Source organism: Bradyrhizobium sp. 1, assembly GCF_023073315.1.
GTDB lineage: Bacteria > Pseudomonadota > Alphaproteobacteria > Rhizobiales > Xanthobacteraceae > Bradyrhizobium.
On the sequence record NZ_JADPJH010000037.1, the window covers coordinates 285,412 to 311,027 of the forward strand.

Here is a 25,616-nt window from a genome sequence, read left to right on the forward strand (position 1 = left end):
TCGGATCAGCGCGGCAGCGCAGACGCAGCGCCTGAGGCGGGCAGGGCGGCCGTCTCCGCCTCGTTCCTGCGATAGGGCTCGCCGGCGGCATCCAGCACGGGATAGGCGACCGAGCAGATATGCGAGTGGATCCGGCGCAGATCGCGCAGCACGTCGAGATGCAGCGATGTGGTCTCGATGGTCTCGGGGCGGCCCTCGCGCAGGCGGTCGAGATGGCGCTCGACGGCGGCAAGCTCGGTGTTCTTCAGCGCGGTCTTTTCCACCAGCAGCTTGCGGGCCTCGTTGGCATCACCCGACATGAACACGCCGAAGGCGATCCGCAGCGATTCCATCGTGCGCTTGTGGAAGGCGGCGAGCTCCTCGGCACCCGCGGGCGAGAACTGGAGGCGCCGCTTGATCTTCTTGGTCGCAAGCTCGCTCAAATTCTTGTCGATGATGTCGCCGATATGCTCGAGGTTGATGGCGAAGGAGATGATCTCCATGGCGCGCCGGCCCTCGCTCTCGTCGAGGCTGCCCCGCGTCAGTTTTGTCAGATAGAGCTTGATGGCTTCGTCGAGGCCGTCGACGGCGTTGTCCGTCTTGGTGACCTGGTCGACCAGCGCGCGGTCGCCCGTCATCATCGCGGTCATCACCTTGCGTAGCATGGACTCGACGAAGTCGCCCATGCGCAGCGTCTCGCGCGCGGCGTCGGCGAGCGCCAGTGACGGCGTCTCCAGCGCGGTCTCGTCGAGATAGCGCGGCCGGGCCGGGTCGGTCTCCTGCACGCGATCAGGCAAGAGGCGTGTCAACAGGCGCGACATGGTGTCGAGCAGGCCGATGAAGATCACGGCCGTGCCGAGATTGAAGGCGATGTGGAAGGCGGCCGTCATCTTTGCGAGGTCCGGCTGCCAGGCGTGCATATGCTCGGCGATCACGCTCAGGAACGGCAGCACCAGCGCGATTCCGATCACGCGGTTGACGAGATTGCCGACCGGCAGGCGATAGGTCGCGGGGTCGTCGCGTTTTGCGCCTTCAAACACAGGGTTGATGGCGCTGCCGAGATTGGCCCCGAGCACCAGCGCCAGCGCGGCGTCAGGCGTGATGAATTGCGAATAGGCCAGCGACATGATCAGCAGCACGCTGGCGACGCTTGAATGCACCGCCCAGGTGACCAGCGCGGCAATGACGATGCAGAGCACGGGATCGCCCGTGATCGCCGACATCATGATGCGGACGCCCGGCGCGTTCTCGGCCGGCGCCAGCGTGTCGAGCAGGATGTGCAGCGACAGCAGCATCAAGCCGAGACCGATCGAAATACGGCCGATGTCCTTGATGCGCGAGCGTGGGCCGGAGCGGAAGGCAACGAGCCCGAGCACGAACAGCACGGGGGCGACAGCTGCGATGTTGAATGACAGCGCCTGCACGATCAGCGTGGTGCCGACGTTGGCTCCCAGCATGATGGCGAGCGCAGCGGTGAGGCTGACGAGTCCTTCAGCCGCGAACGAGCTGGTGATCAGTGCGGTCGCGGTGCTGCTCTGGAGCACCGCGGTGAGACCGAGGCCGGCGGTGAACGCGTTGATGCGGTTGCCGAGTGCTTTGCCGAGCAGGCGACGCAGGTCGGGGCCAAAGGCGCGCAGGATGCCGCTCTGGACCATATGGAGGCCCCACAGCAGCAGCGCCACGCCGCCCATCAGATCAAGCAGTACCAACGTTCCCATGCTCCGTGTCCGGATGAGAGTCGATCGGTGAGGCTAACGCCAAACGACTGGGGATCAATCCCTTTATTCGGAAGAAGTTTCCGCGTGCCCGTGCCGGAGGCATGCTTGCCGGTTATGAAGGCAGACCCGTCAGACGCAGGCCTTCTTCGAAGGCGGCAAGGTCCCCGGCGCGTCGCAAAGGCCATACGTTTGCGAAATTGGCGATCCGAACCTGCGGGTCGAGCTCGCGCAGCCGGGCGACGGCTTTGTCCCGGTCCTCGTTGCGTCCGGCTAGTGCGCCGCTGACTGCCGCCATGATCAGCGCTGCGGCGTAGTTCGGGTTCTGCCGAAGCGCGCGCTGAGCCCAGTCCAGCGCCTCTTCGTAACGCCCGGCAAAGAAGTGGGCCAGCACGACTCCGTTCTGGACGATGAAGATCAGGGGATCGAGCGGGCTCAGTCGTATCGCGCGCTGGAGATGCTCGATAGCAAGGTCGGGGTCGCCGAGAAACGCCCGGACGTACCCGCTGAAACGCCAGGCCGCCGCGAGATTGGGGTTGAGGTTCAGGGCCCGATCGATGAGCGCGGCGCCATCGTCGAGGTTGGCGGCGACGAATGCCAGGGCGAAGCCCGCCTGGGCGAGCGCGATTGCGTCGTCGAGACCGAGCCTGGCGGCCTTTCGTGCTGCGACTTCCGCGGCGGCAACTTCCTGTCTGGTATCAGCGACCCAGCCATTCGCCTTGCGCCACACATAGCAATACGCGCTCATGCCATGGGCGGTCGCGAAGTTGGGATCGATTTCCGTGGCACGCTGGAAGTTCTGGAGAGCTTCGACGTTGGCGTCTTTCGTCCCCTGATAGATGTTTGCCATGCCATGCAGGTAATAGTCATAGGCTGCGAGCTTGTCGGTCGGCTTGTGCTTGGCGCGCTCGATCTCGGCCTGCTCGAGCTTCGGAGCGATCGCGCCGATCACGCTGGTCGTCACCTCGTCCTGAAGCTCGAACACGTCTTCAAGCGCGCCGTCGAACCGGTCTGCCCACAAATGCGCGCCGTTCGAGGCGTCGATTAGCTGTCCGGTAATGCGCACCTTGTTGCCGGCTTTGCGCACGCTGCCTTCCAGCACGTAGCGGACGCCGAGCTCGCGCCCGACCTGCTTGATGTCGACCGCCTTGCCCTTGTAGGTGAAGCTCGAATTGCGCGCGATAACGAACAGCCATGTCATGCGCGACAGGGCCGTGATGATGTCTTCGACCACGCCGTCCGCGAAATATTCCTGCTCCGGATCGCCGCTCATGTTGGTGAAGGGCAGGACTGCAATCGAGGGTTTCTCGGGCAGCACCAGTGCGGCCGGTCGATCGGGCGGCCTCGTCGCGGACGTAGCTCCCGCTGCCGGGCGCGCTCGCCACGCCCGCATCGGCTCGGAGATGTTCTTCAGCGACTGCTGCCCCATGTCGTCATAGGCGATTTCGGTCTTGCCCCTGATCTGGCGATAGGCATCGTCCGAGATGCAAATGCCGCCGGGCTCGGCAATCCCCTCCAGGCGCGCCGCGATGTTGACGCCGTCGCCGAAGATATCGTCGCTGTCGATGATGATGTCGCCGACGTGAATGCCAATCCGGAACTGGATGTGCTTTTCGGCAGGCATGTCGACGAGGCCGTTGGCCATGGCCCGCTGGATTTCGACCGCGCAACGGACGGCATCGACCGCGCTGCCGAATTCCACCAGCATGCCATCTCCGGTCGTCTTCACGATCCGTCCGCGATGTTCGGCAATCTTGGGATCGACCAGCACCTGACGGCAGCTCTTCAGCCGTGCGAGCGTGCCTTCCTCGTCCTCGCCCATCAACCGGCTGTAGCCAGCGACGTCGGCCGCTAGGATGGCTGCCAGACGACGGTCGACCCGGGCGGTCATGCTTTCAAATCCATCGTCAGTCGACAATCCGTACGGGCAAGACGCAATGGCCACTAGCTTATACGTCAAGCCCGGCGGGCCGTCGATAGCAGCCGGATGGTTGCAGACGGATCCGGGTCAGGAACTCGATGCCGCCTTCAGGGCAGCGAAACCGCAATCGAGATCGGCCTTGAGATCGTCGACGCTTTCGAGCCCGATGTGAAGTCGCAGCGTCGGGCCGCCCGGCGCCCATCTGGTCGCGGTCCGGTAGCCGTCACAGTCGAAGGGAATCGCAAGGCTCTCGAAGCCGCCCCAGGAAAAGCCCATGCCGAACAGTTTGAGCGTGTTGAGCATGGTGTCGACCGCCGTCTGCGGCGCCGGCTTCAAGACAATGCTGAAGAGACCCGAGGCGCCAGTGAAGTCGCGCTTCCAGATCGCATGACCTGGATCGGTCTCGAGTCCGGGATGCAGCACGCGCGCGACCTCGGGTCTGGCAGCGAGCCAGCGCGCCATGTCGAGGCCGGAGCGATGATGCTGCGCGAGGCGCACCGAGAGCGTGCGCAGGCCGCGCAGCGCCAGGAAGACATCGTCGGGACCGGCGCAGACGCCGAGCAGGCGTATGCCCTCCACGATCTGCGGCCAGGCCTTGGCGTTGGCCGAGATGGTGCCGAACATGATGTCGGAATGGCCGCCGATATATTTGGTGGCGGCCTGCATGCTGATGTCGACGCCCTGTTCGAGCGAACGGTGATAGAGTGGCGTCGCCCAGGTGTTGTCGTCGATGACGAGCGCATCGCGCGCATGCGCGACCTCGGCGATGGCGCGAATGTCAGGCATCTCGAAGGATTGCGAGCCCGGCGCCTCCACCAGCACCGCGCGGGTGTTGGGCTTGAACAGCTTGTCGATCCCGGCGCCGATCATCGGATCGAAATAGGTGGTCTCGATGCCAAGGCGGGCGAGCATGCCGTTGCAGAAATTGCGCGAGGGCCGATAGACGTTGTCGCAGACCAGGATATGGTCGCCGGTCTTCAGCACCGAGAGCAGGGTGGTGGAGATCGCAGAGAGCCCCGACGGCACGATGCCGACGCCGGCGCATTGCGGGCCCTCGAGCGCCATCAGCGTGTCCTGGAACGCCCTGGTCGTCGGGGTGCCGTGGCGGCCATAGGTGAACTCGCCGCGATGGGCATGGAGGTCCTCGGCGGTCGGATAGAGCACGGTCGAGCCGTGGAACACCGGCGGATTGACGAACCCCTTCTGCGCCTTGGTGTCGCGGCCGGAGGTGACCAGCCGGGTCTCGGCCTGCTGCGGGGAGAGGTGCGAGGAATCCATGCGTCTGCTTTCAAAACCGCGTTTCCGCTCGGCGCCTGGCGCTTGACGGGCGGGCCGGAGGCCGCTGACGTTAATAACAGAACACAGAAGAGTCCCGTCAACCCCTTGACCCGGCTCGCCAGTCGTTCTGTGATGCGCAGGTGCTATCAGTCGCCGCATGTTGAGGGGCCTGCCGCGACCTTCGATCCATCGTCTGACCGGACCTTGCGCCACGGCCATCATGGCGGGCGCCTGCGGCGGGGATTAAGGTATGGCCTCCCGAAATCGGCGAGTGTTCGGCAAGGTTTCCAGCATGACTCTTGCAAGGCAGCCCCAGTAGGATTTGCCTTGGCAGAGACGATCCTGAGACAACATTCCTGACCTTGAGACGACTTTGAAAGGCCTTCAGCCCATGAAACGCGTAACCCTGGCTCTCACCCTTGCTCTCGCCGCCGGCCTGACTGCCCAAGCCGCCGACGCGCAAACGCTCAAGACCATCAAGGACCGGGGCACGCTGTCCTGCGGCGTCAGCCAGGGCCTGCCGGGCTTCTCCTCGCCCGACGACAAGGGCAACTGGACCGGCCTCGACGTCGACGTCTGCCGCGCCATCGCAGCCGCCATCTTCAACGACCCGACCAAGGTCAAGTACGTGCCGACCTCGGCCAAGGACCGCTTCACGGCGCTGCAATCCGGCGAGATCGACGTGCTCTCGCGCAACACCACCTGGACCATCTCGCGCGACACCTCGCTCGGCGCCAACTTCACCGGCGTGACCTATTACGACGGGCAGGGCTTCATGGTGAAGAAGTCGCTCAAGGTGAACTCGGCGCTCGAGCTCAACAGCGCCTCGGTCTGCGTGCAGACCGGCACCACCACCGAGCAGAATCTCGCCGACTACTTCAAGGCCAACAACATGAAGTACGAGGTGATCGCGTTCGGCACCAATGACGAAACGGTCAAGGCCTATGAAGCCGGTCGCTGCGACGTCTTCACCACCGATCAGTCGGGTCTGTACGCCAACCGCCTCAAGCTTGCCAATCCCGGCGATCACATGGTGCTTCCCGAAATCATCTCGAAGGAGCCGCTCGGCCCAATGGTGCGCCATGGCGATGACCAGTGGTTCGACATCGTGAAATGGACGCTGTTCGCACTCGTCACCACCGAAGAGCTCGGCATCACCTCCAAGAACGTCGACGAGAAGGCCAAGATGGAAAATCCGGAGCTGAAGCGCGTGCTCGGCTCCGACGGCAATTTCGGCGAACAGCTCGGCCTCACCAAGGATTGGGTGGTGCGGATCGTGAAGGCGACCGGCAATTACGGCGAGGTGTTTGATCGCAATGTCGGCGCGGGCTCGCCGCTCGGTATCGCCCGTGGTCTCAACAATCTCTGGAACAAGGGCGGTCTCCAGTACGCGCCGCCGATCCGCTGATCGCGCCCGGTTAGCGGCTCGCGGCAATGAGCACCGAGGCTCGAAAACCGCCGGCCCAGATCGCGCTGAAGATCAGGCGTGTTCTGGGCGGCAAGACAGGCTGGAACGGCATCGCCGTCCAGTTTGTCTTCGCGGCGATCCTGGGGTGGATCGGCTATGAGATCGTCTCCAACGCTCGCGCCAACCTCGAGAACCAGCACATTGCCGGCGGTTTCGGATTCCTGCGGAACAATGCAGGCTTCGACGTCAACCAGACCCTGATCTCCTACACCGGCTCGGACACGTTTTTGCGCGTGTTCGTGGTCGGGCTTCTGAACACGCTCGTGGTCTCGGTGGTGGGCGTCGTGTTTGCCACCGTGATCGGCTTCATCGTCGCGCTGTGCCGGCTGTCGCCGAACTGGCTGCTGTCGCGCGTCGGCGAAATCTATGTCGAGCTCATCCGCAATTTGCCGCTGCTGTTCCAGATCCTGTTCTGGTACCTAGCGGTGCTCGCGGCCTTGCCCAATCCGCGGCAGAGCATTTCGCTGTTCGGCATCGCGTTCGTCAGCAACCGCGGCCTCGTCATTCCCCGCCCGATCGGCGAGAGCGGCTTCGAGGCGTTCCTGGCGGTGCTGGCATTCGGCATCGTGGCCTCGCTGGCCTTGCGCTTCCATGCGCGGCGCGCGCTGTTTCAGCGGGGGCAGGTGATCCGGATCTGGCCTTATGTGCTGGGGCTGCTGTTCGTCCTTCCGCTCGTCACGACGCTGGTATCAGGAGTGCCCTTCACCTTCGAGCTGCCGCAGCTCAAGGGATTCAATTTCGCCGGCGGCTCGCGGATCATCCCGGAGTTCGTGGCGCTGACGCTGGCGCTCTCGACCTATACCGCGGCCTTCATCGCCGAGATCGTGCGCGCCGGCATCCTGTCGGTGCACAAGGGACAGATGGAGGCGGGGGCCTCGCTGGGCCTCAGCCGCGGCAGCACGCTGCGCCTGATCGTCGTGCCGCAGGCGATGCGCGTCATCGTGCCGCCGCTGACCAACCAATATCTCAATCTCACCAAGAACTCTTCGCTCGCGGTCGCGATCGGCTATCCTGACCTCGTGTCGGTATGGGCCGGCACGTCGCTGAGCCAGACCGGGCAGGCAATCGAGATCATTGCCATGACGATGGGCATCTATCTTCTGATCTCGCTTCTCACCAGCGCTATCATGAGCGCCTACGGGTGGCGCGTCAGCCGGAGCCTGGGCGCATGAGCGATATCACCTCGTCCGGCTATGTCCGTCAGGACCTGCTCGCCGAGCGTCCTGCGCCGGTGAAGACGACGGGCTTCGTCGGCTTGGTGCGCACGCGCCTGCTCAACTCGCCGACTAACATCCTGATTACCATCGTCAGCGCTCTGTTGCTCTGGTTCACCATCGTTCCCTCCGTCAGATTCCTGTTCGTCGACGCGGTCTGGACCGGCACGGACCGAACGGCGTGCCTGACCGAGAACACCGGATTTGCGGTCGGTGCCTGCTGGCCCTTCATCCAGGCCAAGCTGCCGCAGCTCATCTACGGCTTCTATCCCGAGGCCGAGCGCTGGCGGGTTGATCTCACGTTCCTCCTCGCGGCGGTCCTGTTGGTGCCCATGCTCATTCCGCGTCTGCCGGCGAAGGGCCTCAACGCCAGCTTGTTCTTCTTCGCCTTTCCCGTGGTTGCGTTTTTCCTGCTGCTTGGCGGCGGCATCACCGGCTTTGGCCTGAGCTGGACCGCCGGCCTGCTGCAATTGTTCGACGACAGCATCATTGGCGCCGGGCAGGTCCTGCTCAGCCTGAGCAAGACATCGGCTATCGCACCGCTGCTGTGGGTTCTCGGCAACCTCATCGTGCTCGTCGGCACGGCGATTTACTGGCTGATCTTTCCGCTGACCTGGCTGCGCGACCAGCTCGAGGGCACCGGCCAGTCGATCTGGACCGACTTCGCCATCACGACCGTCGTCGTGTCCCTGATTGCCTTTATCGTCAGCGGCGGCGTGCGCACGGGATGGCGCCCTTTGGCGTCGAGCATCGTGACTTTCGTCGCCATCGCCATCGTGATCAAGCTGATGGGCCTCGATCACGGCGGCCTGCCCGTCGTGCAGACGAGACTCTGGGGCGGGCTTCTGGTGACGCTGGTCGTCTCCGTCGCCGGCATCGTCACTTCGTTGCCGATCGGCATTGCTCTCGCACTCGGTCGCAGGTCCACCATTCCCCTGATCCGGATCTTCTCGATCACCTTCATCGAGTTCTGGCGCGGCGTGCCGCTGATCACCGTGCTGTTTTTCGCCACCTACATGCTGCCTTTGTTCCTGCCGGGCAATTTCACGGTCGACGGTCTCGTCCGCGCGCTGATCGGAATCGCGCTGTTCACCGGCGCCTATCAGGCCGAGAACGTCCGCGGCGGGCTTGCTGCGATCCCTCGCGGACAGAGCGAGGCTTCGGCGGCGCTTGGGCTGTCCTGGTGGAAGACGACGTCTCTGATCGTGCTGCCGCAGGCGCTGCGCCACGTGATCCCGAACCTCGTCAACAGCTTCATCTCGCTGTTCAAGGATACGTCGCTGGTTTCGATCGTGGCGCTGTTCGATTTGCTGGGCTCGCTGCGAGCCTCGTTCGCGGATCCGAAGTGGTCGGCGCCGTCGACGTTGTTCACCGGCTTTGCCTTCGTCGGGATCATCTACTTCCTGTTCTGCTTTGGAATGTCGCGCTATTCGCTGTTCGTCGAGAACCGCCTCAACGCTCACCGCCGCAACTGATCGAGCTCACCATGACCGACCCCATCGTCAAGATTTCCGGCCTCAACAAATGGTACGGCGAGTTTCATGTGCTGCGCGACATCGACCTCGATGTCCACAAGGGCGAGCGCATCGTGATCTGCGGCCCCTCCGGCTCGGGCAAGTCGACGCTGATCCGCTGCATCAATGCGCTGGAGGAATTCCAGGAGGGCGAGATCGTCGTCGACGGCATCGAGCTCGGGCCGAACCTCAAGCATATCGACGCGGTGCGCCGCGAAGTCGGCATGGTGTTCCAGAGTTTCAATCTGTTCCCGCATCTGACGGTGCTCGACAATTGCACGCTGGCGCCGATCTGGGTGCGCAACATTCCCAAAAGGGACGCGGAGGCCGCCGCCATGAAATTCCTGGAGCGGGTCAAGATCCCGCACCAAGCCAACAAGTTTCCCGGCCAGATGTCCGGCGGCCAGCAGCAGCGCGTCGCCATCGCCCGTGCGCTGACCATGAACCCGAAGGTGATGCTGTTCGACGAGCCGACCTCGGCGCTCGATCCCGAAATGGTCAAGGAGGTGCTCGACACCATGGTCGACCTCGCAGAGGAGGGCATGACCATGCTGGTCGTGACCCACGAGATGGGCTTTGCCCGCGAGGTCGCCAACCGCGTCGTGTTCATGGACGCCGGCCAGATCATCGAGGCCAACACGCCGAACGAATTCTTTGCCGCGCCCCAACACGCGCGGACGAAACTGTTCTTGAGCCAGATCCTGCGCTGATTTCGTAGATCTCGTAGGGTGGGCAAAGGCGCCCTTGCGCCGTGCCCACCATCTTTTGTCTAGACAGAGATCGTGGGCACGCTTCGCTTTGCCCACCCTACTGCACCGTCAATTTGAGCTACGGTTCGTAATCTCTCCTCAACCATATCCAAGGCTGCACCTCCGCCGCTTCACGCGTCCGAAATCTCTTTCTGCGCCTATGGCGTCAAAAGAGGGGACGCCTGTGCTCGACCTCGTATTCGGCCTGAATTCCCGCCTGGGACGCTTGCAGTTCTTCCTCGCCACGCTCGTGCTCGCGGTCGTGATGACCGCGATCTGCGTCGCGATCGCGATGTCCGTGCTGCGCAGCGTCACGCTGGCCAATATTCGCCCCGACGATATCTTGAAGAGCTCAGGGATAATCGCAGCGATGGTGTTCTTCGCGCTTGCGACCGTCACGCTGTACTCGATGCGCTTCCGGGATATCGGATGGGATCCGGTCTGCGTGGTCCCGGCCTGGATCGCGCTGATGTTCGTCGATTACGTCGTCGCGATGAAGTTTCCGGCGTATGCGATCGGCCAGGAGCACACCGGCACGATCGTTGGCGGCATCGCCAATCTCGTGCTGACGCTGGCGCTGTTGTTCTGGCCGGGCCGCGACCGCTACACTTAGCGGCCGCGACCAGTCCGGCCTAGACGAACGGCAGCTTGATGTTGCTGCGCTTCTCCAGCCATTCCGGCACGGGCAGGTTCTTGGCGCGCATGAAGTCCGCGTTGAACAGCTTTGACTGATAGCGGCTGCCGGAATCGCAGAGCACGGTGACGATGGTCTTGCCGGGCCCGAGCTGCTTTGCGAGGCGGATCGCGCCGGCGATATTGACGCCGGTCGAGCCGCCGAGGCACAGGCCCTCGTGCTGGAGCAGGTCGTAGATCACCGAAACCGATTCCTCGTCAGGGACCAGGAAGGCGTCATCGACCTTCGCGGTCTCGATGATCGGCGTGACGCGGCCGAGCCCGATTCCCTCGGTAATGGAGTTGCCCGGCGTGCTCTTGGGGTCGCCGTGCTTGAACAATTCGTACATGGCAAACCCCGGCGGATCGGCGCAGGCGATGCGAATGTTCTTGTTCTTCTCCTTGAGATAGCGGCTGACGCCGGCGAGCGTACCGCCACTGCCGACCGAGCAGATGAAGCCGTCGATCTTGCCGCCGGTCTGCTCCCAGATCTCCGGTCCGGTGGACTCGTAATGCGCCTTGGCATTGTCGAGGTTATTCCACTGGTCGGCGAACAGCACGCCGTTGGGCTCGGTTTTGCGCAGCTCGTCGGCGAGCCTGCGGCCAACATGCTGGTAATTGTTCGGATTGGAATAGGGCAGTGCCGGCGATTCCAGGAGCTCGGCGCCGCACAGCTTCAGAAAATCCTTCTTTTCCTGGCTCTGCGTCTCGGGGATCACGATCAGCGTGCGGTAGCCGCGCGCGCTGGCGACGACCGCGAGCCCAATACCGGTGTTGCCGGCGGTTGCTTCCACCACGAGGCCGCCCGGCTTGAGCTCGCCGCGCTTCTCGGCCTCCAAAATCATCCATTTGCCGGCGCGGTCCTTCACCGACTGGCCGGGATTCATGAACTCCGCCTTGCCTAGGATGGTGCAGCCGGTCAATTCCGAGGCGCGCTTGAGCTTGATCAGCGGGGTGTTGCCGATGGCTTCGACAACGTCGTTTCGAATGGTCATGTCAGGGGAATTCACTGGCAAGGGGTTGATCTGGTTGGCCAGAACCTAGTGCTTGGCAGGCTAAAGGGGAAGGCTTTTGCGCTGCGGCGAAAGTGGGGCAAGCGGCCGGCGGAGCAACCATATTCCGCATGGAAGGATCAGCGCGGGATGCTCCGCCGCGGCGCTCGAAATCACTGGAATGATATGCCCTGCCATGACCGGAGCGTGGAAGATTATGGTCTTCCCAGGCAGCGTTCGATGCCGATCGCAGGGGCGCGCGAGGCAGCCTCTTGAGAATGGCATGGCTCGCTGTGAGACCGATACAGCCGTATCAAATGGCGCCCATCCGTGTGTGGCGCCAATATCACATGAAATCTTGGTAAGTTTGCGCTCGTTTCCGGATGTTTCGACGATGGGAAAAGTCGCTGCGAGAGAGGCATATCTTGCATTTTCGCGCCTCGAACGCCGGTGCTCCAGGCTGTGTGCTTCGCACCTGCGGGACTGTCCCGCAGTTCCGCGCCCGGCTAGTATGGGTGTCAGGTTCCGCAGAAAGCATCACCTGTGAACGAGTTGCCCAAAGCCCGCCGACTGTTCCGCCGCGAATCGGTTAATCCGTTCGCGCGGCGGCGGCTTGATCTGCCCGGCAGGGGGTGGATGTGAGACAGGATGGTCCGGTGGTCGCCATGCGGCGATCTCTTGGTCTTTCGTCCCGGACGCGTCGTGCGGCGCGCTGGGTTGCGGTGCTGTGTCTGGCCGCCAGTTCAGGCGCGTGCGTGCTGACGCAGGATCTTCCGGATCCCGCGCTCGATGTTCCCACGGGTTACAAATATGCCGGGAAGGGCGATACGCCGCCATCACTGGATTGGTGGCGCGGCTTCCGCTCCACCGAGCTGACGCAGCTGATGGAGGAGGCGCAGACCGTCAACCTCGACATCGCAGCCGCGGTCTCGCGCATCGTCGAGGCCGACGCCCAGGCGCGGCAGGCCGGCGCGGCGCTGCTGCCAAGCCTGTCCGGCACCGGGCAGGAGACCTATTCGCGCACATCAGGCTCGTCAGCCTCGGGGCTCACCAATGGCGGACGTGAGGTCGTCAATTACCAGGCTTCGCTCAGTGCCAGCTACCAGCTCGACTTCTGGGGCCAGAACCGCGATGCGCTGCAGACGGCGGAAGAAACCGCGAAGGCCAACCGGTTCGATCGCGACACCGTCGCGCTGACGACGCTGGCGAGCGTCGCCAACGCCTATTTCCAGGTGCTGGCCTCGCAGGATCGCATCCGGACCTCACAGCGCAACATCGCCAGCGCGCAGCGCATTCTCGATGCGGTCCGGGAGCGCCGCAAGGCCGGCACCGGCACCGATCTCGACGTCGCCCAGCAGGAGAGCGTGCTGGCAAACCAGAAGGCCCTGGTGCCGCCGCTGCGCCAGACGCTCGACCAGAACAGAAACGCACTCGCCGTGCTGGTGTCACGGCCGCCGGAAAGCGTGCGCATCGGCGGCGGCTCTCTGAACAACGTTGCGATCCCGCGCGTCACGCCCGGCATGCCGTCGGAGCTGTTGACGCAGCGGCCGGACATCCGCCGGCAGGAGGCGCAGCTGGCATCGGCGACCGCCAACATCGGAAATGCCCGCGCCCAGTTCTTTCCAACCATCCAGCTGACCGGCAATGGCGGCTATCAGAGCTCGGCGCTGGTGTCGCTGTTCCAGCCGCATGCGGCGTTCTTCCAGCTGGTCGGCAGCGCGACCCAGCCGATCTTCGACGGCGGCAAGATCCTCGGCAATTTCGAATACGCCAAGGCGCGTCAGGACGAGTTGCTCCAGACCTACCGCAAGACCATCGTCCAGGCCTTCACCGACGTCGACAACGCGCTGTTCTCGATCAAGCAGACCACGATCAAGCTGCAATTGCAGCGCGATGTGCTCAACGCCTCGCGGCGCGCGTTCGACCTTTCCGAGCAGCAATTGCGGGCCGGCACCGCCGACATCGTGACCGTGCTCAACACCCAGCTGACCCTGTTTACGGCGGAGGACGCGCTGTCGCAGGCGCAACTCGCACGGCTTCTCGCCATCGTCAGCCTGTATCAGGCGCTCGGCGGCGGCTGGGAGCCGCGAATGGAGAAACCGGTCAATGCTCTTTAAGCCGGATAACAAGCAAGGCGCGAAGGAGGGCACGGCGAAGCGGTCGCGCGGCCGCGGCTTCGTCATGACCCTGATCACGCTCGCGATCCTCGGCGGGCTCGGCTATTACGGCTGGACCGTCTGGCATCAGCAGCCGCAGCAGGCGAACGGCCGCAACCAGCGGCCCGATCTGCCGGTGCCGGTGCTGGCGGCGACCCCGCGCATCCAGGACGTGCCGGTCTATCTCGACGGCGTCGGCGCCATCCGCGCCCTCAACACCGTGACTGTGCGCTCGCAGGTCGACGGCAAGCTGATCGCCGTCAACTTCACCGAAGGCCAGGACGTCAAAAAGGGCGATGTGCTCGGCGAGATCGATCCCGCGCTCTATCAGGCGACCTATGATCAGGCGGTCGCCAAGAAAGCGCAGGATCAGGCCCAGCTCGCCAACCAGCGCATCGATCTCACGCGCTACGAGCAGCTCGCCGCTTCCAATGCCGGCTCCAAGCAGCAGGCCGACACCCAGCGTGCGCTGGTCGCGCAGACCGAGGCGCTGGTCAAAGCCGACCAGGCCTCGATCGACAATGCGGGGGCGACCCTGAGCTACACCAAGATCGTGGCGCCGCTGTCGGGCCGTGCGGGCCTGCGCCAGGTCGACCAGGGCAACATCATCCATGCCTCCGACACCACGGGCCTCGTGGTGATTACGCAATTGCAGCCGATCGCAGTTTGGTTCAGTCTGCCGCAGCAGCAGATCATGCGCGTCAACGCGGCGGCGTCGAAGGGCACGCTCGCGGTCGACGTGTTCGGCAATGACGGCGTCACCGTGATCGACACCGGCAAGCTGACCGGCATCGACAACCAGGTCGATCAGACCACCGGCACGCTCAAGCTCAAGGCCGAATTCCCCAATGCCAACTACCAGCTCTGGCCGGGCCAGTTCGTCAATGTCCGACTCAAGGTCGAAACCTTGATGCAGGCGCTGGTGGTGCCGACATCGGCCGTGCAGCGCGGCCCGATCGGCACCTTCAGCTATGTCATCGGCGAGGATAATGTCGTTGCGGCCAAGCCTGTCACGGTGACCCAGCAGAACGAGCATGACGCCGTCATCGCGAGCGGCCTGTCGGCAAACGACAAGGTCGTCACGACGGGCTTTGCCAATCTGTCCGACGGCTCCAAGGTGGTCATCGGCCGCGACGACCAGACGCCGTCGGCCGATCTGGCGCCGCGCAAGCGCTCGCGCGCCCCTGATGGCCAGAAGAAGGACGGTCAGGCCAAAGAAGGCCAGAAGGAAGGCCAAAAGGAAGGCGAGCTGCGTCCCAAGCGGAGCAGCAGCGAAGGCGACCAGAAGGGACAGACCGGGCCCGCACCAGGTCCTGTATCCAATCCTGGGGTATCGGGAAGTGGAGCCAAGCAGCCATGATCCCGACAACAGCCGCCTGAGCGGCAGGCAGATCCCATGGGTGTCTCCGAACCCTTCATCCGCCGTCCGATCGCGACCTCGTTGCTCGGCATTGCCCTGCTGATCGGGGGGCTGCTGGGCTATTTCGCGCTGCCGGTCTCGGCGCTGCCGCAAGTCGATTTTCCGACCGTGCAGGTGACGACGCAGCTTCCGGGCGCAAGTCCCGACGTGATTGCCTCGCTGATCACCGCGCCCTTGGAGCGGCAGCTCGGCCAGATCCCGTCGCTGACGGCGATGAACTCGACGAGTTCGTTCGGCGTCAGCCAGATCTCGCTCCAGTTCGACCTCAACCGCGACATCGACGGCGCCACCCAGGATGTGCAGGCCGCGATCAATGCTGCGGCGGGCGTGCTGCCCAAGACGCTGCCGTACCCGCCGACCTACGCCAAGGTGAACCCGGCGGACGCGCCGGTGATGACGCTGGCGCTGCGCTCCGACACGATCTCGCTGCGCGCGATGAGCGACATCGCCGACACGCTTCTGGCGCAACGCCTGAGCCAGATCTCCGGCGTCGGACGGGTTTCGGTGCTCGGAGGGCTGAAGCCGGCCGTGCGTATCCAGGCGGATCTCGCGCGGCTCGCCGCCTATGGCATCGCCATGGAAGATCTGCGCACCGCGATCTCCAATGCCAACGTCTCCGGGCCGAAGGGCTCACTCGACGGCGCGCAGCAATCCTACATCATCGCCGCCAACGACCAGATCGCCGCCGCTGACGCCTACAAGCCGATCATTATCGCCTACCGCAACGGCTCGCCTGTTACGATCGGCGACGTCGCGCAGATCGTCGACGGCCTCGAGAACGACCGCACCGGCGGCTGGTATCAGGGCTCGCCGGCCGTCATCATCGACATCCAGCGCCAGCCCGGCGCCAACGTCATCGACGTCGTCAAGCAGATCCGCGCCGAAATCCCAAAAGTCCAGCGCGCCATTCCGGCCGGCGTGAACCTCACCATCGTCTCTGACCGCACCGTCACCATCCGCGCCTCGGTGCGTGATGTGCAATTCACGCTGGTCCTCAGCGTCGTCCTGGTGACGCTGGTGGTGCTGTTGTTCCTGCGCTCGCTGCGGGCGACGCTGATCGCGGGCGTGGCGCTGCCGCTGTCGCTGATCACCAGCTTCGGCATCATGTATTTTGCTGGCTTCAGCCTCGACAATCTGTCGCTGATGGCGCTGACGATCGGCACCGGTTTCGTCGTCGACGACGCCATCGTGATGATCGAGAACATCGTCCGTCACATGGAAAACGGCGACGGCCCGATGGAGGCTTCGCTCAAGGGCGCCAGCGAAATCGGCTTCACCGTGATCTCGCTGACGGTGTCGCTGATCGCGGTGTTCATCCCGTTGCTGTTCATGTCGGGCCTCGTGGGGCGCATGTTCCGCGAATTCGCGCTGACGCTGACGATTGCGGTCGTGACCTCGGCCGTGGTCTCGCTGACGCTGACGCCGATGATGTGCTCGCGGCTGCTGAAGCACGCCCATGAAGAGCTTGCGGTACCCGGGCTCGCCGCGATCAGCCGCTTCATCGACCGTACCGTCGAGTTCTACCACCGGACGCTGCTGGTTGTTCTGCAGCACCAGCGCATCACGCTGGTCGTGACTTTCGTCACGCTGATTGCGACTCTCGTTCTCTATGTCGTCGCCCCAAAAGGCTTCCTGCCGCTCCAGGACACGGCCTCGATCACGGCCGTGACGGAGGCGGGGGCCGACGTCTCGTTCGCGGAAATGCAGAGGCGGCAGGCCGAGGCGGCCGACGCCATCAAGGCCGACCCCGACGTAACAGGCGTGGTCTCGGTGATCGGGGCGGGCTCGGTCAACCCGACCACCAATGTCGGCCGTCTCGTCATGACCTTGAAGCCGCGCGGCGAGCGGCGCGATGATGTCAGCGTGGTCGTGACCCGGCTCAAGGAGCGGGTGGCCGGTATCCCCGGCATGACCGTTTATTTCCAGCCGGTGCAGGATGTGCAGATCTCGACCCAGTCGAGCCGCTCGCAATACCAGTACACGCTGACAGGCACGGATGCGGCGCTGGTGTCGGAATGGGCCCGCAAGCTGGTCGCCGAGATGCGGCGCGATCCCTTGTTCCGCGACGTCTCCTCGGAGGCGCAGGAAGGCGGACTGCGGGCGCAGCTCGACGTGGATCGGACGCGGGCCGGCCAGCTCGGCGTCAGTCTCCAAGGCATCACCGACACGCTGAACGATGCCTTCGCGCAGCGGCAAGTCTCGACCATCTACGGCCAGGCCAACCAGTACCGCGTGGTGCTGGAGGCGCTGCCGATGTACCAGCGCGATCCCTCGGTCCTGTCGAAACTCTACCTGCCGGGCGGGGCGAGCGCGACTGCGGGCGCGCCCAACGCGCAGGTCCCGCTCTCTGCCGTCGCGACCTTGAAGCGCACCACCGCGCCGCTTGCGATCTCGCACCAGGCCCAATTCCCCGCGATCTCGCTCAGCTTCAACCTCGCGCCGGGCGCAGCGCTTGGCGACGCCGTCGACGCCGTGAAGACGATCGAAACCCGCATCGAGATGCCCAACAGCATCGCGGGCATTTATGCCGGCGACGCCGCCGAATTCTCTAAGGCGCTTGCGGGACAGCCATGGCTGCTGCTCGCCGCTGTCATCACAATCTACATCGTGCTCGGTGTGCTCTACGAGAGCTACATCCACCCCATCACGATCCTCTCGACGCTGCCCTCGGCCGGCGTCGGCGCTATCCTGGCGCTGATTCTGTGCGGGCAGGATCTCTCGGTGATCGGCCTGATCGGCATCATCCTGCTGATGGGCATCGTCAAGAAGAACGCGATCATGATGATCGACTTCGCGCTCGAGGCCGAGCGCGGGCAGGGCATGTCGCCGAACGAGGCGATCGTGCAGGCGTGTCTCTTGCGCTTCCGTCCGATCATGATGACGACGCTGGCGGCCCTGTTCGGTGCGCTGCCGCTGGCGATCGAGAGTGGCACCGGCGCCGAGCTGCGCTTTCCGCTCGGCATCTCCATCATCGGCGGCCTGCTGCTGAGCCAGTTGCTGACGCTCTATACCACGCCCGTGATCTACCTCGCGCTCGACCGTATCAACCGCCGCCTCGAGCAGGCGCTGCCGCCGGCCGAATCCGGCGGCCCGCCGGTCGCGGGCGCGACCGAGGGGATGCAGTAATGGCATCGATCTCGGAGCCCTTCATCCGCCGCCCGGTCGCGACCACGCTGCTCTCGATCGGGTTGTTCCTGCTGGGTGTCGTCGCCTACGAGTTCCTCCCCGTTGCCTCGGTCCCGAACGTCGACTTTCCCGCCATCTTCGTCTCGGCCAGCCGGCCCGGCGCCGACCCGTCGGTGATGGCGGCAACCGTCGCCTCGCCGCTGGAGCGGCGGCTGGGCGAGATATCCGGCATCAACCAGATCACCTCGACGAGTTCGCTCGGCGTCTCCAACATCCAGCTCCAGTTCGACATCGGCCGCAACGTCGACAAGGCCGCGCGCGACGTACAGGCGGCGATCAATGCCGCGTTGGTCGACCTGCCGAGCGACCTGCCGACGCTGCCGCGGTTCCGCAAGGCGAACACAGCCGGCGCACCGGTCTTCGTGCTCGCCTTGACCTCAAAGACGCTGTCGGCGAGCGCGATCTACGACGTCGCCGATACGGTCCTGGCGCAGCGCATCTCGCAGGTCCCTGGTGTCGGTGACGTCACGGTGAGCGGTGCCGATCAGCCGGCGGTGCGGGTGCAGCTCAATCCCGTGGCGCTGTCGAATGCGGGCATCGCTACCGACGACGTCCGGACCGCTATCATCAACGCCAACCCGCTCGGCCCGGTCGGCATCTTCAACGGCGAACGCCAGAGCGAGACGCTGGCGCTCAACAAGCAGATGCGCACGGCAAAGGAATTCCGCGACATCATCGTCAAGAGCTCGAACGGCAATTTCGTCCGGCTCTCCGACGTCGCCGACATCGAGGACTCCGTCCGCAACGCACGCTCGATCGCCTGGTTCAACAAGCAGCCGGCCGTGCTGATCCAGATCACCAAGCAGGGCGATGCCAATGTCATCGACACCGTCGACAGGGTGAAGGCGCTGATCCCCGATCTGAAGCAGTGGATTCCGGCCGGCGTCGATATCTCCACCCTGGTCGACCGCACCAGCACGATCCGCGCCAGCGTGCAGGACATGCAGTGGACGTTGTTTGCGACTGCCATCCTGGTGATGGTCGTTGTTTTCGTGTTCCTGCGGCGGCTGACGCCGACGATCGCGGCCGGCATCTCGGTGCCGCTGGCGCTGGCTGGGACCTGCGCCGGCATGTGGGTGGCGGGCTTCTCGATCGACAATCTGTCGCTGATGGCGCTCGCGATCTCCGTCGGCTTCGTGGTCGACGATGCCATCGTCATGATCGAGAACATGTTCCGCAACCTCGAGCACGGCATGCGACCGCTTGAGGCCGCCCTCGAAGGGGCCAGGCAGATCGGTTTCACGGTCGTCTCGATCAGCCTGTCGCTGGTCGCGGCGTTCACGCCGCTGATCTTCATGGACGGCATCGTCGGCCGTCTGTTGCGCGAATTCTCGCTGACGCTGACCTTCGCGATCCTTGTTTCGACGGTGGTGTCGCTCACCGTGACGCCGATGATCTGTGCCCATTACATCAAACAGACCACGTCCGACTCGGCAACGCTGTTCGACCGCCTCATCGAGGGATCGCTGTCGCGCATCGTCACCTTCTACGCCCGCAGCTTGCGCAACGTGCTGGAATATCCGCTGCTGACGCTCCTGGTGTTCTTCGCCACCATCGCGTTGACGGTGACGCTCTACATCAAGATCCCCAAGGGCTATTTCCCAACCGACGATTCCGGCTTCGTGATCGGCGCGACGCGTGCCTCGGCCGACATCTCGTTCCAGTCGATGCTCGGTCTCCAGCAGCGGCTCGCCGATATCGTGATGCAGGATCCGGCCGTGGCCGGCATCGGTTCGACCGTCGGCAGCGGAGGCGGGCCGGGGGCTCCGACCTCCAACCGCGGCACCATGTTCATCAGCCTGAAACCGCCGGAGGAGCGCGACCACGTTTCCACGCAGGTGGTGATCGACCGTCTCCGGCGCGCGCTGTTCCCGGTGCCCGGCATCCGCCTCTTCATGTTCGCCGCCCAGGACGTGCGCGCCGGCGGACGGCAGAGCGATTCCGACTACCAGTACACGCTCTCCTCGACTGATCTCGACCTGTTGCAGAAATGGGCGCCGATCGTCGCCAAGCGGTTGGAGAGCGTCGAGGGCATCACCGACATCTCCAGCGACCGCGATCCCGGCGGGCTTCAACTGACCTTGTCGATCGACCGCCAGAAGGCCTCGGCCCTCGGCGTTCGCGTCCAGGACATCGACAACGCGCTGAACAATGCCTTCTCGCAACGGCAGATCTCGATCATCTACACCCAGCGCAACCAGTACATGACCGTGCTGGAGATCGACCCGAAATTTCAGGTCGACCCGTCCAACCTCGATCGCATCTATGTCGCGGGCTCTGGCGACGCGCAGGTGCCGCTGTCTGCGGTGGTGCGTGTGACGCGCGGGCTCGCCGCGCTTGCGGTCTATCATTCGCAGTCGTTCCCTTCGACCACGGTGTCGTTCAATTTGTTGCCCGACGTGCCGCTGCAGACCGCCACGCAAAACGTCCAGCGTGCCGTCGAAGAGCTGCATATGCCGGAAGGAATCCGCGGCAGTTTTGACGGCAATGCCGGCGATTTCGCCAAGACCAGCGGCCGCCAGCCGCTGCTGATCCTCGGCGCGCTGGTGGCGATGTATATCGTGCTCGGGGTGCTCTATGAGAGCCTCGCCCATCCGCTCACGATCATCTCGACGCTGCCGTCCGCCGGCCTCGGTGCGCTGCTCGCCTTGCAGATCACCAACACGCCGCTGACGGTGATCGCCTTCGTCGGCATTATCCTCCTGATCGGCATCGTCAAGAAGAACGGCATCATGATGGTCGACTTCGCGCTCGACGCCGAGCGCCAGCGCGGGCTGTCCTCGGCGGAGGCGATCTTCGAGGCTTGCCAGGCGCGTTTCCGACCCATCCTGATGACCACCATGGCGGCGCTGTTCGCCGGCATTCCGCTGGTGGTCGCGACCGGCCCCGGCACGGAGCTGCGCCGTCCGCTCGGCATCACCATCATCGGCGGCCTGTTCGTCTCGCAGATCCTGACGCTCTACACCACGCCCGTGATCTACCTTTTGATCGACCGCCTGCGGCGGCGATCCGAGCCGCGCCCGGTGGCCGCCCCGGCGGAATAGGTTGTTGACGGCCTTCGCAAAGCGTATAGCGGCGACCATGTCGAACCCCACAGCCGCCGCGCCCGAGCCGATTCCCGAATGTCCGCACTGCCAGAAGCCCATGCCGCTGTGCATCTGCGACAGCGTCACGCCGGTCAAAAATCGCCTTGGCCTCCTGATCCTCCAGCATCCGCAGGAGCAGGACAGGGCGCTCGGCACCGCGCGGCTGCTGGCGCAGCATTTTGGGAATGCCACGCTCCGCGTCGGCCTGTCCTGGCCCAGCCTGTCAAAGGCGCTGGGGCAGCCGATTGAGAACGCCTCGCACTGGGCCGTGCTCTATCTCGGCTCGGCGAAGGCGGCCGATCTCGAGGCCGAGGCCGAGATCGTCGCGCTCAACCGCAAGGGCGAGATCGCGGAGAACCAGCGCGCGCTGCTCGGCAAGCTCGAAGGTGTCGTCCTGCTCGACGGCACCTGGAGCCAGGCCAAGGCGTTGTGGTGGCGCAATCCCTGGATGCTGAAATGCCAGCGCGTGATCCTCAATCCACAAGCCCCCTCGCGCTACGGACGCCTGCGCAAGGAGCCACGAAAGGACGGCCTCTCGACCATCGAGGCGGCCGCGACGATTCTGGCCGGCCTGGAGCGGCGTCCCGATATCGGCGAGACCCTGAACGCCAGTTTTGAACGGATGTTAACACGCTACCGCGAGGTCCAGGCCGAGATGCCGGAACTGGCGCCCAAACCGGCGGTCAAGGACCGCCGACGCGGTGTTCGGCGCGGCAAGCGCGCCTGACTTCGGCCGTCTTCATCCGTACGGTTGATTGCTCCACGGCAGGCGGCCGGATAGAGACGACCGGCCGATAAGCCTGCTATTCTGGCGCAGCATCGGAATACCGGAAGGGGCAGTCGAATTCAGCTCGCAGCGCAGGAGATCCTGGCCCAGGCGACGCGGCTCGATCGTTGGGGCACGCTCGCGCTGATGGATATTTCGCTGCGCTATCGGCGCACCGTGATCGGCCCGCTCTGGATCACGCTGACCCTCGCAGCGACCATCGCCAGCGTCGGTACGGTCTATGCGGCCCTGTTCAAGCAGGACATCGCGGGCTTCCTGCCGCCCTTCGCCGTCGGCCTGATCGTCTGGACCCTGATCGCAACGACGCTCCAGGAGGGATCCAGCATCTTCGTGGCCTCCGCCCACCTGATCAAGGCCGTGCCGGCGCCGCTGGTCGTGCACGTGCTCCAGATGATCGCGCGCAACGTCCTGATCTTCGCGCATCATCTGGCGATCGTCGTCCTGCTTTATATCGTGATGCCGTGGCCGCTGCACTGGACCATGCTGCTCGCGGTGCCCGGCTTTGCGATCCTGGTCATCGTCCTCCTCGGTGGCTCGGTCGCGCTCGGCATGCTCTGCGCGCGGTTTCGCGACATCGGCTCCGCGATCGTCAGCGGCCTGCAATTCATCTTTTTCCTGACACCGATCATCTGGACCGAGGAGACCGTGCGCGGCACCGCATTCTCCTGGCTGACCCGCGCCAATCCGTTCGCGACGCTGCTCGATCTCGTGCGCAGGCCGCTGCTGTCGCAGCCGACCGATCCGGAGCAATGGCTGCTCGGAATCGTCTACGCGGCTATCGTGGCCGTGATCGGCCTCGGCTGCTACGCAAGATACCGCCATCGCTTGGCGTATTGGCTGTGAGGCACGCATGAGCCTCGCTGCCCATATCCTGCTCCGCAACGTCGCCGTGACCTTCCCCGTGCTGTCGTTTCGCGACCGCTCGCTCCGCAGCCGGTTCGTCAGCGCGGTGACGCTGCGAAGGACAGGAGCAGTCCCGCACATCGTCTCCGCGCTGAACGACATCAGCCTCGACATCCGCGCCGGCGACCGGCTTGCCATCATCGGCGCCAATGGCGCCGGAAAGACCACGCTGCTGCGGGTTCTCGCGGGCATCTATCACCCGACCGCGGGGAGTGTGGACGTCAACGGCCGCTGCCTGTCGCTGTTTGACCTCTCGGCCGGCTTCGACGAGGAGGCGACCGGCTACGAGAACATCATCCGGCGCGGGCTCGTGATCGGCGCGCGGCGCGCCGAGATCGATGCGCGGCGGGCGGAGATCGCCGAGTTCACCGAGCTCGGCGACCGGCTCGACTTGCCGCTGCGCACCTATTCCAGCGGCATGATGCTGCGCCTGATTTTTGCGGTCGCGACCGCTGTCGAAGGCGAGATCGTGCTGCTGGACGAATGGATCGGCGTGGGCGACCAGCAGTTCCGGAAGAAGGCGAGGGAGCGGCTCGACGAGATCGTCGCCCGTGCCGGCATCCTGGTGCTGGCCTCGCACGACGTCGATCTCATCAAGAGCACCTGCAATCGCGCGATCCTGTTGCGGGAAGGGCGGATCGTTGCCGCGGGTGCGACCGAGGAGATTCTGGGCCAGTATCTCGCGAGCGCCGGAAGGTAATCCGTCCGCGCGCGCTCGGGGCCCTGCCGCAGCCAAAGACACGAACGGGCATTCGTCGCGCTGCGCCTGCTGCGGCGCCTCAGGCCTCACGATCGTTGTATCCAGAAGCCCAAACATTGGGCGGTGTGGCTTTTTCGCACTATTGGTTCCGGATCAAGAACCGTAGATGTACGGGTATCAACATGATTGTGGAAATTCAGTCGTTCTATTGGAGGTTTTTATGAAAGTTCATCTTGCTGCCGCCGCCATTCTCTTGGCTTCCACCTCGATGGGTTTTGCAGCCGATATGGCCATGAAGGCGCCGTATGTTGCGCCGGCGGCCGTTTGGAATTGGACGGGGTTCTATATCGGCGGCCACGTCGGCGCCGGTTGGGGCACCACGGAGTCGACGCTGACTGCGGTCAGCCCCGGCGGCGCGATTCCGGGCGGGTTTCCCATCGCCCAAAACAGCCGTAGCGGCTTCCTCGGCGGCGGCCAGGCCGGCTACAACTTCCAGTCCGGCTGGGCTGTCTTCGGCGTCCAGGGCGACATTGCGGGAATGGACGTGAAGGGCACGACGCCGTGTCTGGGCGGCGCCGCTTCCTGCACGGCGAAGAGTGATTGGCTGGCTACCGTGACCGGGCGGATCGGCGGCGTGGTCGGCGATCGCACCCTCGTCTACGTGAAGGGTGGCGCGGCCTGGATGCACACCGACCACAGCCTCAGCGTCCCCGGCGGTTTCGGGCCTGGCGCTGGGTCCGTCGGCACGAGCACCACGGCATTGGGTTGGGTGCTGGGCTTGGGCGCCGAATACGCCTTCGACCACAACTGGAGCGCGTTCATCGAATACGACTACATCGACTTCGAAAAGAAGAACGCCGCGTTGGACTTCTCTCCTTTCGCCGGTGTTCCCGCGACGGCAAATGTCGATTTCAAGAACAAGCTTTCGATCGCGAAGGTCGGCTTGAACTACAAGTTCGGCGGCCCCGTCGTCGCAAGGTACTGATCGTCTCTTCGCTCTCGTTCACGGAGAAGCCCCGCTTAGCGGGGCTTCTTTGTTTTCGGCTGCGGCCATCAAGCGGTCACGTGTCGGCCGCGCAAGTCGAACGAAGGCGGTTGCCTAAACCCTTGATCCCCTATATTGCTCCGCCCTCGTTGGGGCCACGTGGCGGAGTGGTTACGCGCCGGTCTGCAAAACCGTTTACTCGGGTTCGAGTCCCGACGTGGCCTCCATCGCAAGCTCCTGATATCTCGGCACATATTCGATTGCGACGCGGGTTCAATGGCGCGCGCGGGCGATGCCTGTGGCCGCGCACACCGGGTTTGCCCGGGGCTCGGCGGAAACCAGCGATTCAGGCTCAATGGCATAGTCTTCGCATCTGCGAAGTGATGCATGTCCCATCAACGAGCGCTGGAGAGCACGTGGGCGAAATCGTCCGACTTATCCCGAAACCCGAGCTGGAGCGGGCTCGCCTCATTGCCGAGGCGCGCGCGATCTATGACAGCATCTTCCCGCCGGCCGTACCCGACCGGGCGCCGCAGGACGGCGAGGAGCGCGTCAAGACCTGATCGCGGCCGCGCCGGTCCAGCGCAAGGCCGATAGCAAAACGCCCGCTGGAGCGGGCGCATCGGTCGACGTCGAAAGTGGTCTCAGCAGGCCGCGTACCAGCCGTCCGGAAACGGCAGCAGGGGCCAGGCGCCCTCATTGTCATTGGCGGCCCTTAGAATTTCCTGGGGCGTTGCGGCGTACGACCACGAGCGGGGCGTGAATTCCTCCTCCGGCAGTGGCGCGAAATCTTCGTTGATCATGGCGTCCCGGACGGTATCCAGCAGCAAGTTGAATTCGGCTTCGCTCATCACACCCTCGCACAACGCGGATGGCGCAATGTCGCAAAGC

Annotated in this window: 19 protein-coding genes and 1 tRNA gene; 15 read left to right on the top strand and 5 right to left on the bottom strand. The window is 64.5% G+C overall.

Going from position 1 to position 25,616, the window contains the following annotated elements:
- Positions 1-5: 5 nt before the first annotated feature.
- The 3 genes from IVB29_RS35775 to metC form a co-directional block, all read right to left on the bottom strand.
- Entirely contained in the window at positions 6-1,697 is a 1,692-nt protein-coding gene (locus IVB29_RS35775; RefSeq protein WP_247508120.1) for a Na/Pi cotransporter family protein, read from the bottom strand.
- A 112-nt stretch (positions 1,698-1,809) separates the two neighbouring features.
- The gene (locus IVB29_RS35780) at positions 1,810-3,585 is read right to left on the bottom strand and encodes an adenylate/guanylate cyclase domain-containing protein (RefSeq protein WP_247508121.1); all 1,776 of its coding nucleotides are present in this window, start codon (positions 3,583-3,585) and stop codon (positions 1,810-1,812) included.
- A 117-nt stretch (positions 3,586-3,702) separates the two neighbouring features.
- Positions 3,703-4,893, bottom strand: a complete 1,191-nt coding sequence (gene metC / locus IVB29_RS35785; RefSeq protein ID WP_247508122.1) for a cystathionine beta-lyase — start codon at positions 4,891-4,893, stop codon at positions 3,703-3,705.
- A gap of 391 nt (positions 4,894-5,284) precedes the next feature.
- Here metC and IVB29_RS35790 point away from each other — a divergent pair, with 391 nt between their 5' ends.
- The 5 genes from IVB29_RS35790 (at position 5,285) to IVB29_RS35810 (ending at position 10,451) form a co-directional block, all read left to right on the top strand.
- Entirely contained in the window at positions 5,285-6,301 is a 1,017-nt protein-coding gene (locus IVB29_RS35790) for an amino acid ABC transporter substrate-binding protein (RefSeq protein ID WP_247508123.1), read from the top strand.
- Positions 6,302-6,327: 26 nt separating this feature from the next.
- Positions 6,328-7,533 carry an ABC transporter permease subunit gene (locus IVB29_RS35795; protein WP_247508124.1) on the top strand — a complete coding sequence of 402 codons (1,206 nt, stop codon included), beginning with the start codon at positions 6,328-6,330 and terminating at the stop codon, positions 7,531-7,533.
- Positions 7,530-9,050 (top strand): amino acid ABC transporter permease, encoded by a 1,521-nt coding sequence (locus tag IVB29_RS35800; protein WP_247508125.1) that lies wholly within the window; start codon positions 7,530-7,532, stop codon positions 9,048-9,050. Before IVB29_RS35795 ends, IVB29_RS35800 begins: the two co-directional genes overlap by 4 nt.
- Before the next feature lie 11 nt (positions 9,051-9,061).
- Positions 9,062-9,799 (top strand): amino acid ABC transporter ATP-binding protein, encoded by a 738-nt coding sequence (locus IVB29_RS35805; RefSeq protein ID WP_247508126.1) that lies wholly within the window; start codon positions 9,062-9,064, stop codon positions 9,797-9,799.
- Positions 9,800-10,022: 223 nt separating this feature from the next.
- The gene (locus IVB29_RS35810) at positions 10,023-10,451 is read left to right on the top strand and encodes a hypothetical protein (protein ID WP_247508127.1); all 429 of its coding nucleotides are present in this window, start codon (positions 10,023-10,025) and stop codon (positions 10,449-10,451) included.
- A gap of 19 nt (positions 10,452-10,470) precedes the next feature.
- On the opposite strand, the gene IVB29_RS35815 is transcribed toward IVB29_RS35810, so the two are convergent.
- On the bottom strand, positions 10,471-11,505 hold the full coding sequence (locus IVB29_RS35815) for a cysteine synthase A (protein WP_247508128.1): 1,035 nt from the start codon (positions 11,503-11,505) through the stop codon (positions 10,471-10,473).
- Between the two features lie 662 nt (positions 11,506-12,167).
- Between IVB29_RS35815 and IVB29_RS35820 the strand changes: the two genes are divergently transcribed.
- The 10 genes from IVB29_RS35820 to IVB29_RS35865 all read left to right on the top strand — a co-directional run bounded on the left by IVB29_RS35820 (position 12,168) and on the right by IVB29_RS35865 (position 25,288).
- Positions 12,168-13,619 carry an efflux transporter outer membrane subunit gene (locus tag IVB29_RS35820; RefSeq protein WP_247508154.1) on the top strand — a complete coding sequence of 484 codons (1,452 nt, stop codon included), beginning with the start codon at positions 12,168-12,170 and terminating at the stop codon, positions 13,617-13,619.
- Complete coding sequence (locus IVB29_RS35825) at positions 13,609-15,018, top strand: efflux RND transporter periplasmic adaptor subunit (protein WP_247508129.1); 1,410 nt, start codon at positions 13,609-13,611, stop codon at positions 15,016-15,018. The genes IVB29_RS35820 and IVB29_RS35825 overlap by 11 nt, the downstream gene beginning before the upstream one ends.
- Positions 15,019-15,054: 36 nt before the next feature.
- Complete coding sequence (locus IVB29_RS35830; protein ID WP_247508130.1) at positions 15,055-18,204, top strand: efflux RND transporter permease subunit; 3,150 nt, start codon at positions 15,055-15,057, stop codon at positions 18,202-18,204.
- On the top strand, positions 18,204-21,308 hold the full coding sequence (locus IVB29_RS35835; RefSeq protein ID WP_247508131.1) for an efflux RND transporter permease subunit: 3,105 nt from the start codon (positions 18,204-18,206) through the stop codon (positions 21,306-21,308). The genes IVB29_RS35830 and IVB29_RS35835 overlap by 1 nt, the downstream gene beginning before the upstream one ends.
- A gap of 37 nt (positions 21,309-21,345) precedes the next feature.
- Entirely contained in the window at positions 21,346-22,077 is a 732-nt protein-coding gene (locus IVB29_RS35840; protein WP_247508132.1) for a tRNA-uridine aminocarboxypropyltransferase, read from the top strand.
- 186 nt (positions 22,078-22,263) lie between these two features.
- Positions 22,264-22,980 (top strand): ABC transporter permease, encoded by a 717-nt coding sequence (locus IVB29_RS35845; RefSeq protein ID WP_247508133.1) that lies wholly within the window; start codon positions 22,264-22,266, stop codon positions 22,978-22,980.
- Between the two features lie 7 nt (positions 22,981-22,987).
- Positions 22,988-23,740 (top strand): ABC transporter ATP-binding protein, encoded by a 753-nt coding sequence (locus tag IVB29_RS35850; protein WP_247508134.1) that lies wholly within the window; start codon positions 22,988-22,990, stop codon positions 23,738-23,740.
- 220 nt (positions 23,741-23,960) lie between these two features.
- A complete protein-coding gene (locus IVB29_RS35855) occupies positions 23,961-24,725 on the top strand; it encodes an outer membrane beta-barrel protein (RefSeq protein ID WP_247508135.1) in 765 nt (254 codons plus the stop codon).
- A 153-nt stretch (positions 24,726-24,878) separates the two neighbouring features.
- Positions 24,879-24,952: transfer RNA gene (locus IVB29_RS35860), tRNA-Cys, on the top strand.
- A gap of 189 nt (positions 24,953-25,141) precedes the next feature.
- Positions 25,142-25,288 carry a hypothetical protein gene (locus IVB29_RS35865; protein WP_247508136.1) on the top strand — a complete coding sequence of 49 codons (147 nt, stop codon included), beginning with the start codon at positions 25,142-25,144 and terminating at the stop codon, positions 25,286-25,288.
- 81 nt (positions 25,289-25,369) lie between these two features.
- Here IVB29_RS35865 and IVB29_RS35870 read toward each other — a convergent pair whose 3' ends face one another.
- Complete coding sequence (locus IVB29_RS35870) at positions 25,370-25,576, bottom strand: hypothetical protein (protein WP_247508137.1); 207 nt, start codon at positions 25,574-25,576, stop codon at positions 25,370-25,372.
- Between the last annotated feature and the right edge of the window lie 40 nt (positions 25,577-25,616).

Bases quoted from the DNA above. Each gene is read 5' to 3' on its own strand.
- IVB29_RS35775 (WP_247508120.1), bottom strand. From the start codon at position 1,697: ATGGGAACGTTGGTACTGCTTGATCTGATGGGCGGCGTGGCGCTGCTG.
- IVB29_RS35780 (WP_247508121.1), bottom strand. From the start codon at position 3,585: ATGACCGCCCGGGTCGACCGTCGTCTGGCAGCCATCCTAGCGGCCGAC.
- metC (WP_247508122.1), bottom strand. From the start codon at position 4,893: ATGGATTCCTCGCACCTCTCCCCGCAGCAGGCCGAGACCCGGCTGGTC.
- IVB29_RS35790 (WP_247508123.1), top strand. From the start codon at position 5,285: ATGAAACGCGTAACCCTGGCTCTCACCCTTGCTCTCGCCGCCGGCCTG.
- IVB29_RS35795 (WP_247508124.1), top strand. From the start codon at position 6,328: ATGAGCACCGAGGCTCGAAAACCGCCGGCCCAGATCGCGCTGAAGATC.
- IVB29_RS35800 (WP_247508125.1), top strand. From the start codon at position 7,530: ATGAGCGATATCACCTCGTCCGGCTATGTCCGTCAGGACCTGCTCGCC.
- IVB29_RS35805 (WP_247508126.1), top strand. From the start codon at position 9,062: ATGACCGACCCCATCGTCAAGATTTCCGGCCTCAACAAATGGTACGGC.
- IVB29_RS35815 (WP_247508128.1), bottom strand. From the start codon at position 11,505: ATGACCATTCGAAACGACGTTGTCGAAGCCATCGGCAACACCCCGCTG.
- IVB29_RS35820 (WP_247508154.1), top strand. From the start codon at position 12,168: ATGCGGCGATCTCTTGGTCTTTCGTCCCGGACGCGTCGTGCGGCGCGC.
- IVB29_RS35825 (WP_247508129.1), top strand. From the start codon at position 13,609: ATGCTCTTTAAGCCGGATAACAAGCAAGGCGCGAAGGAGGGCACGGCG.
- IVB29_RS35830 (WP_247508130.1), top strand. From the start codon at position 15,055: ATGGGTGTCTCCGAACCCTTCATCCGCCGTCCGATCGCGACCTCGTTG.
- IVB29_RS35835 (WP_247508131.1), top strand. From the start codon at position 18,204: ATGGCATCGATCTCGGAGCCCTTCATCCGCCGCCCGGTCGCGACCACG.
- IVB29_RS35840 (WP_247508132.1), top strand. From the start codon at position 21,346: ATGTCGAACCCCACAGCCGCCGCGCCCGAGCCGATTCCCGAATGTCCG.
- IVB29_RS35845 (WP_247508133.1), top strand. From the start codon at position 22,264: ATGGATATTTCGCTGCGCTATCGGCGCACCGTGATCGGCCCGCTCTGG.
- IVB29_RS35850 (WP_247508134.1), top strand. From the start codon at position 22,988: ATGAGCCTCGCTGCCCATATCCTGCTCCGCAACGTCGCCGTGACCTTC.
- IVB29_RS35855 (WP_247508135.1), top strand. From the start codon at position 23,961: ATGAAAGTTCATCTTGCTGCCGCCGCCATTCTCTTGGCTTCCACCTCG.
- IVB29_RS35870 (WP_247508137.1), bottom strand. From the start codon at position 25,576: ATGAGCGAAGCCGAATTCAACTTGCTGCTGGATACCGTCCGGGACGCC.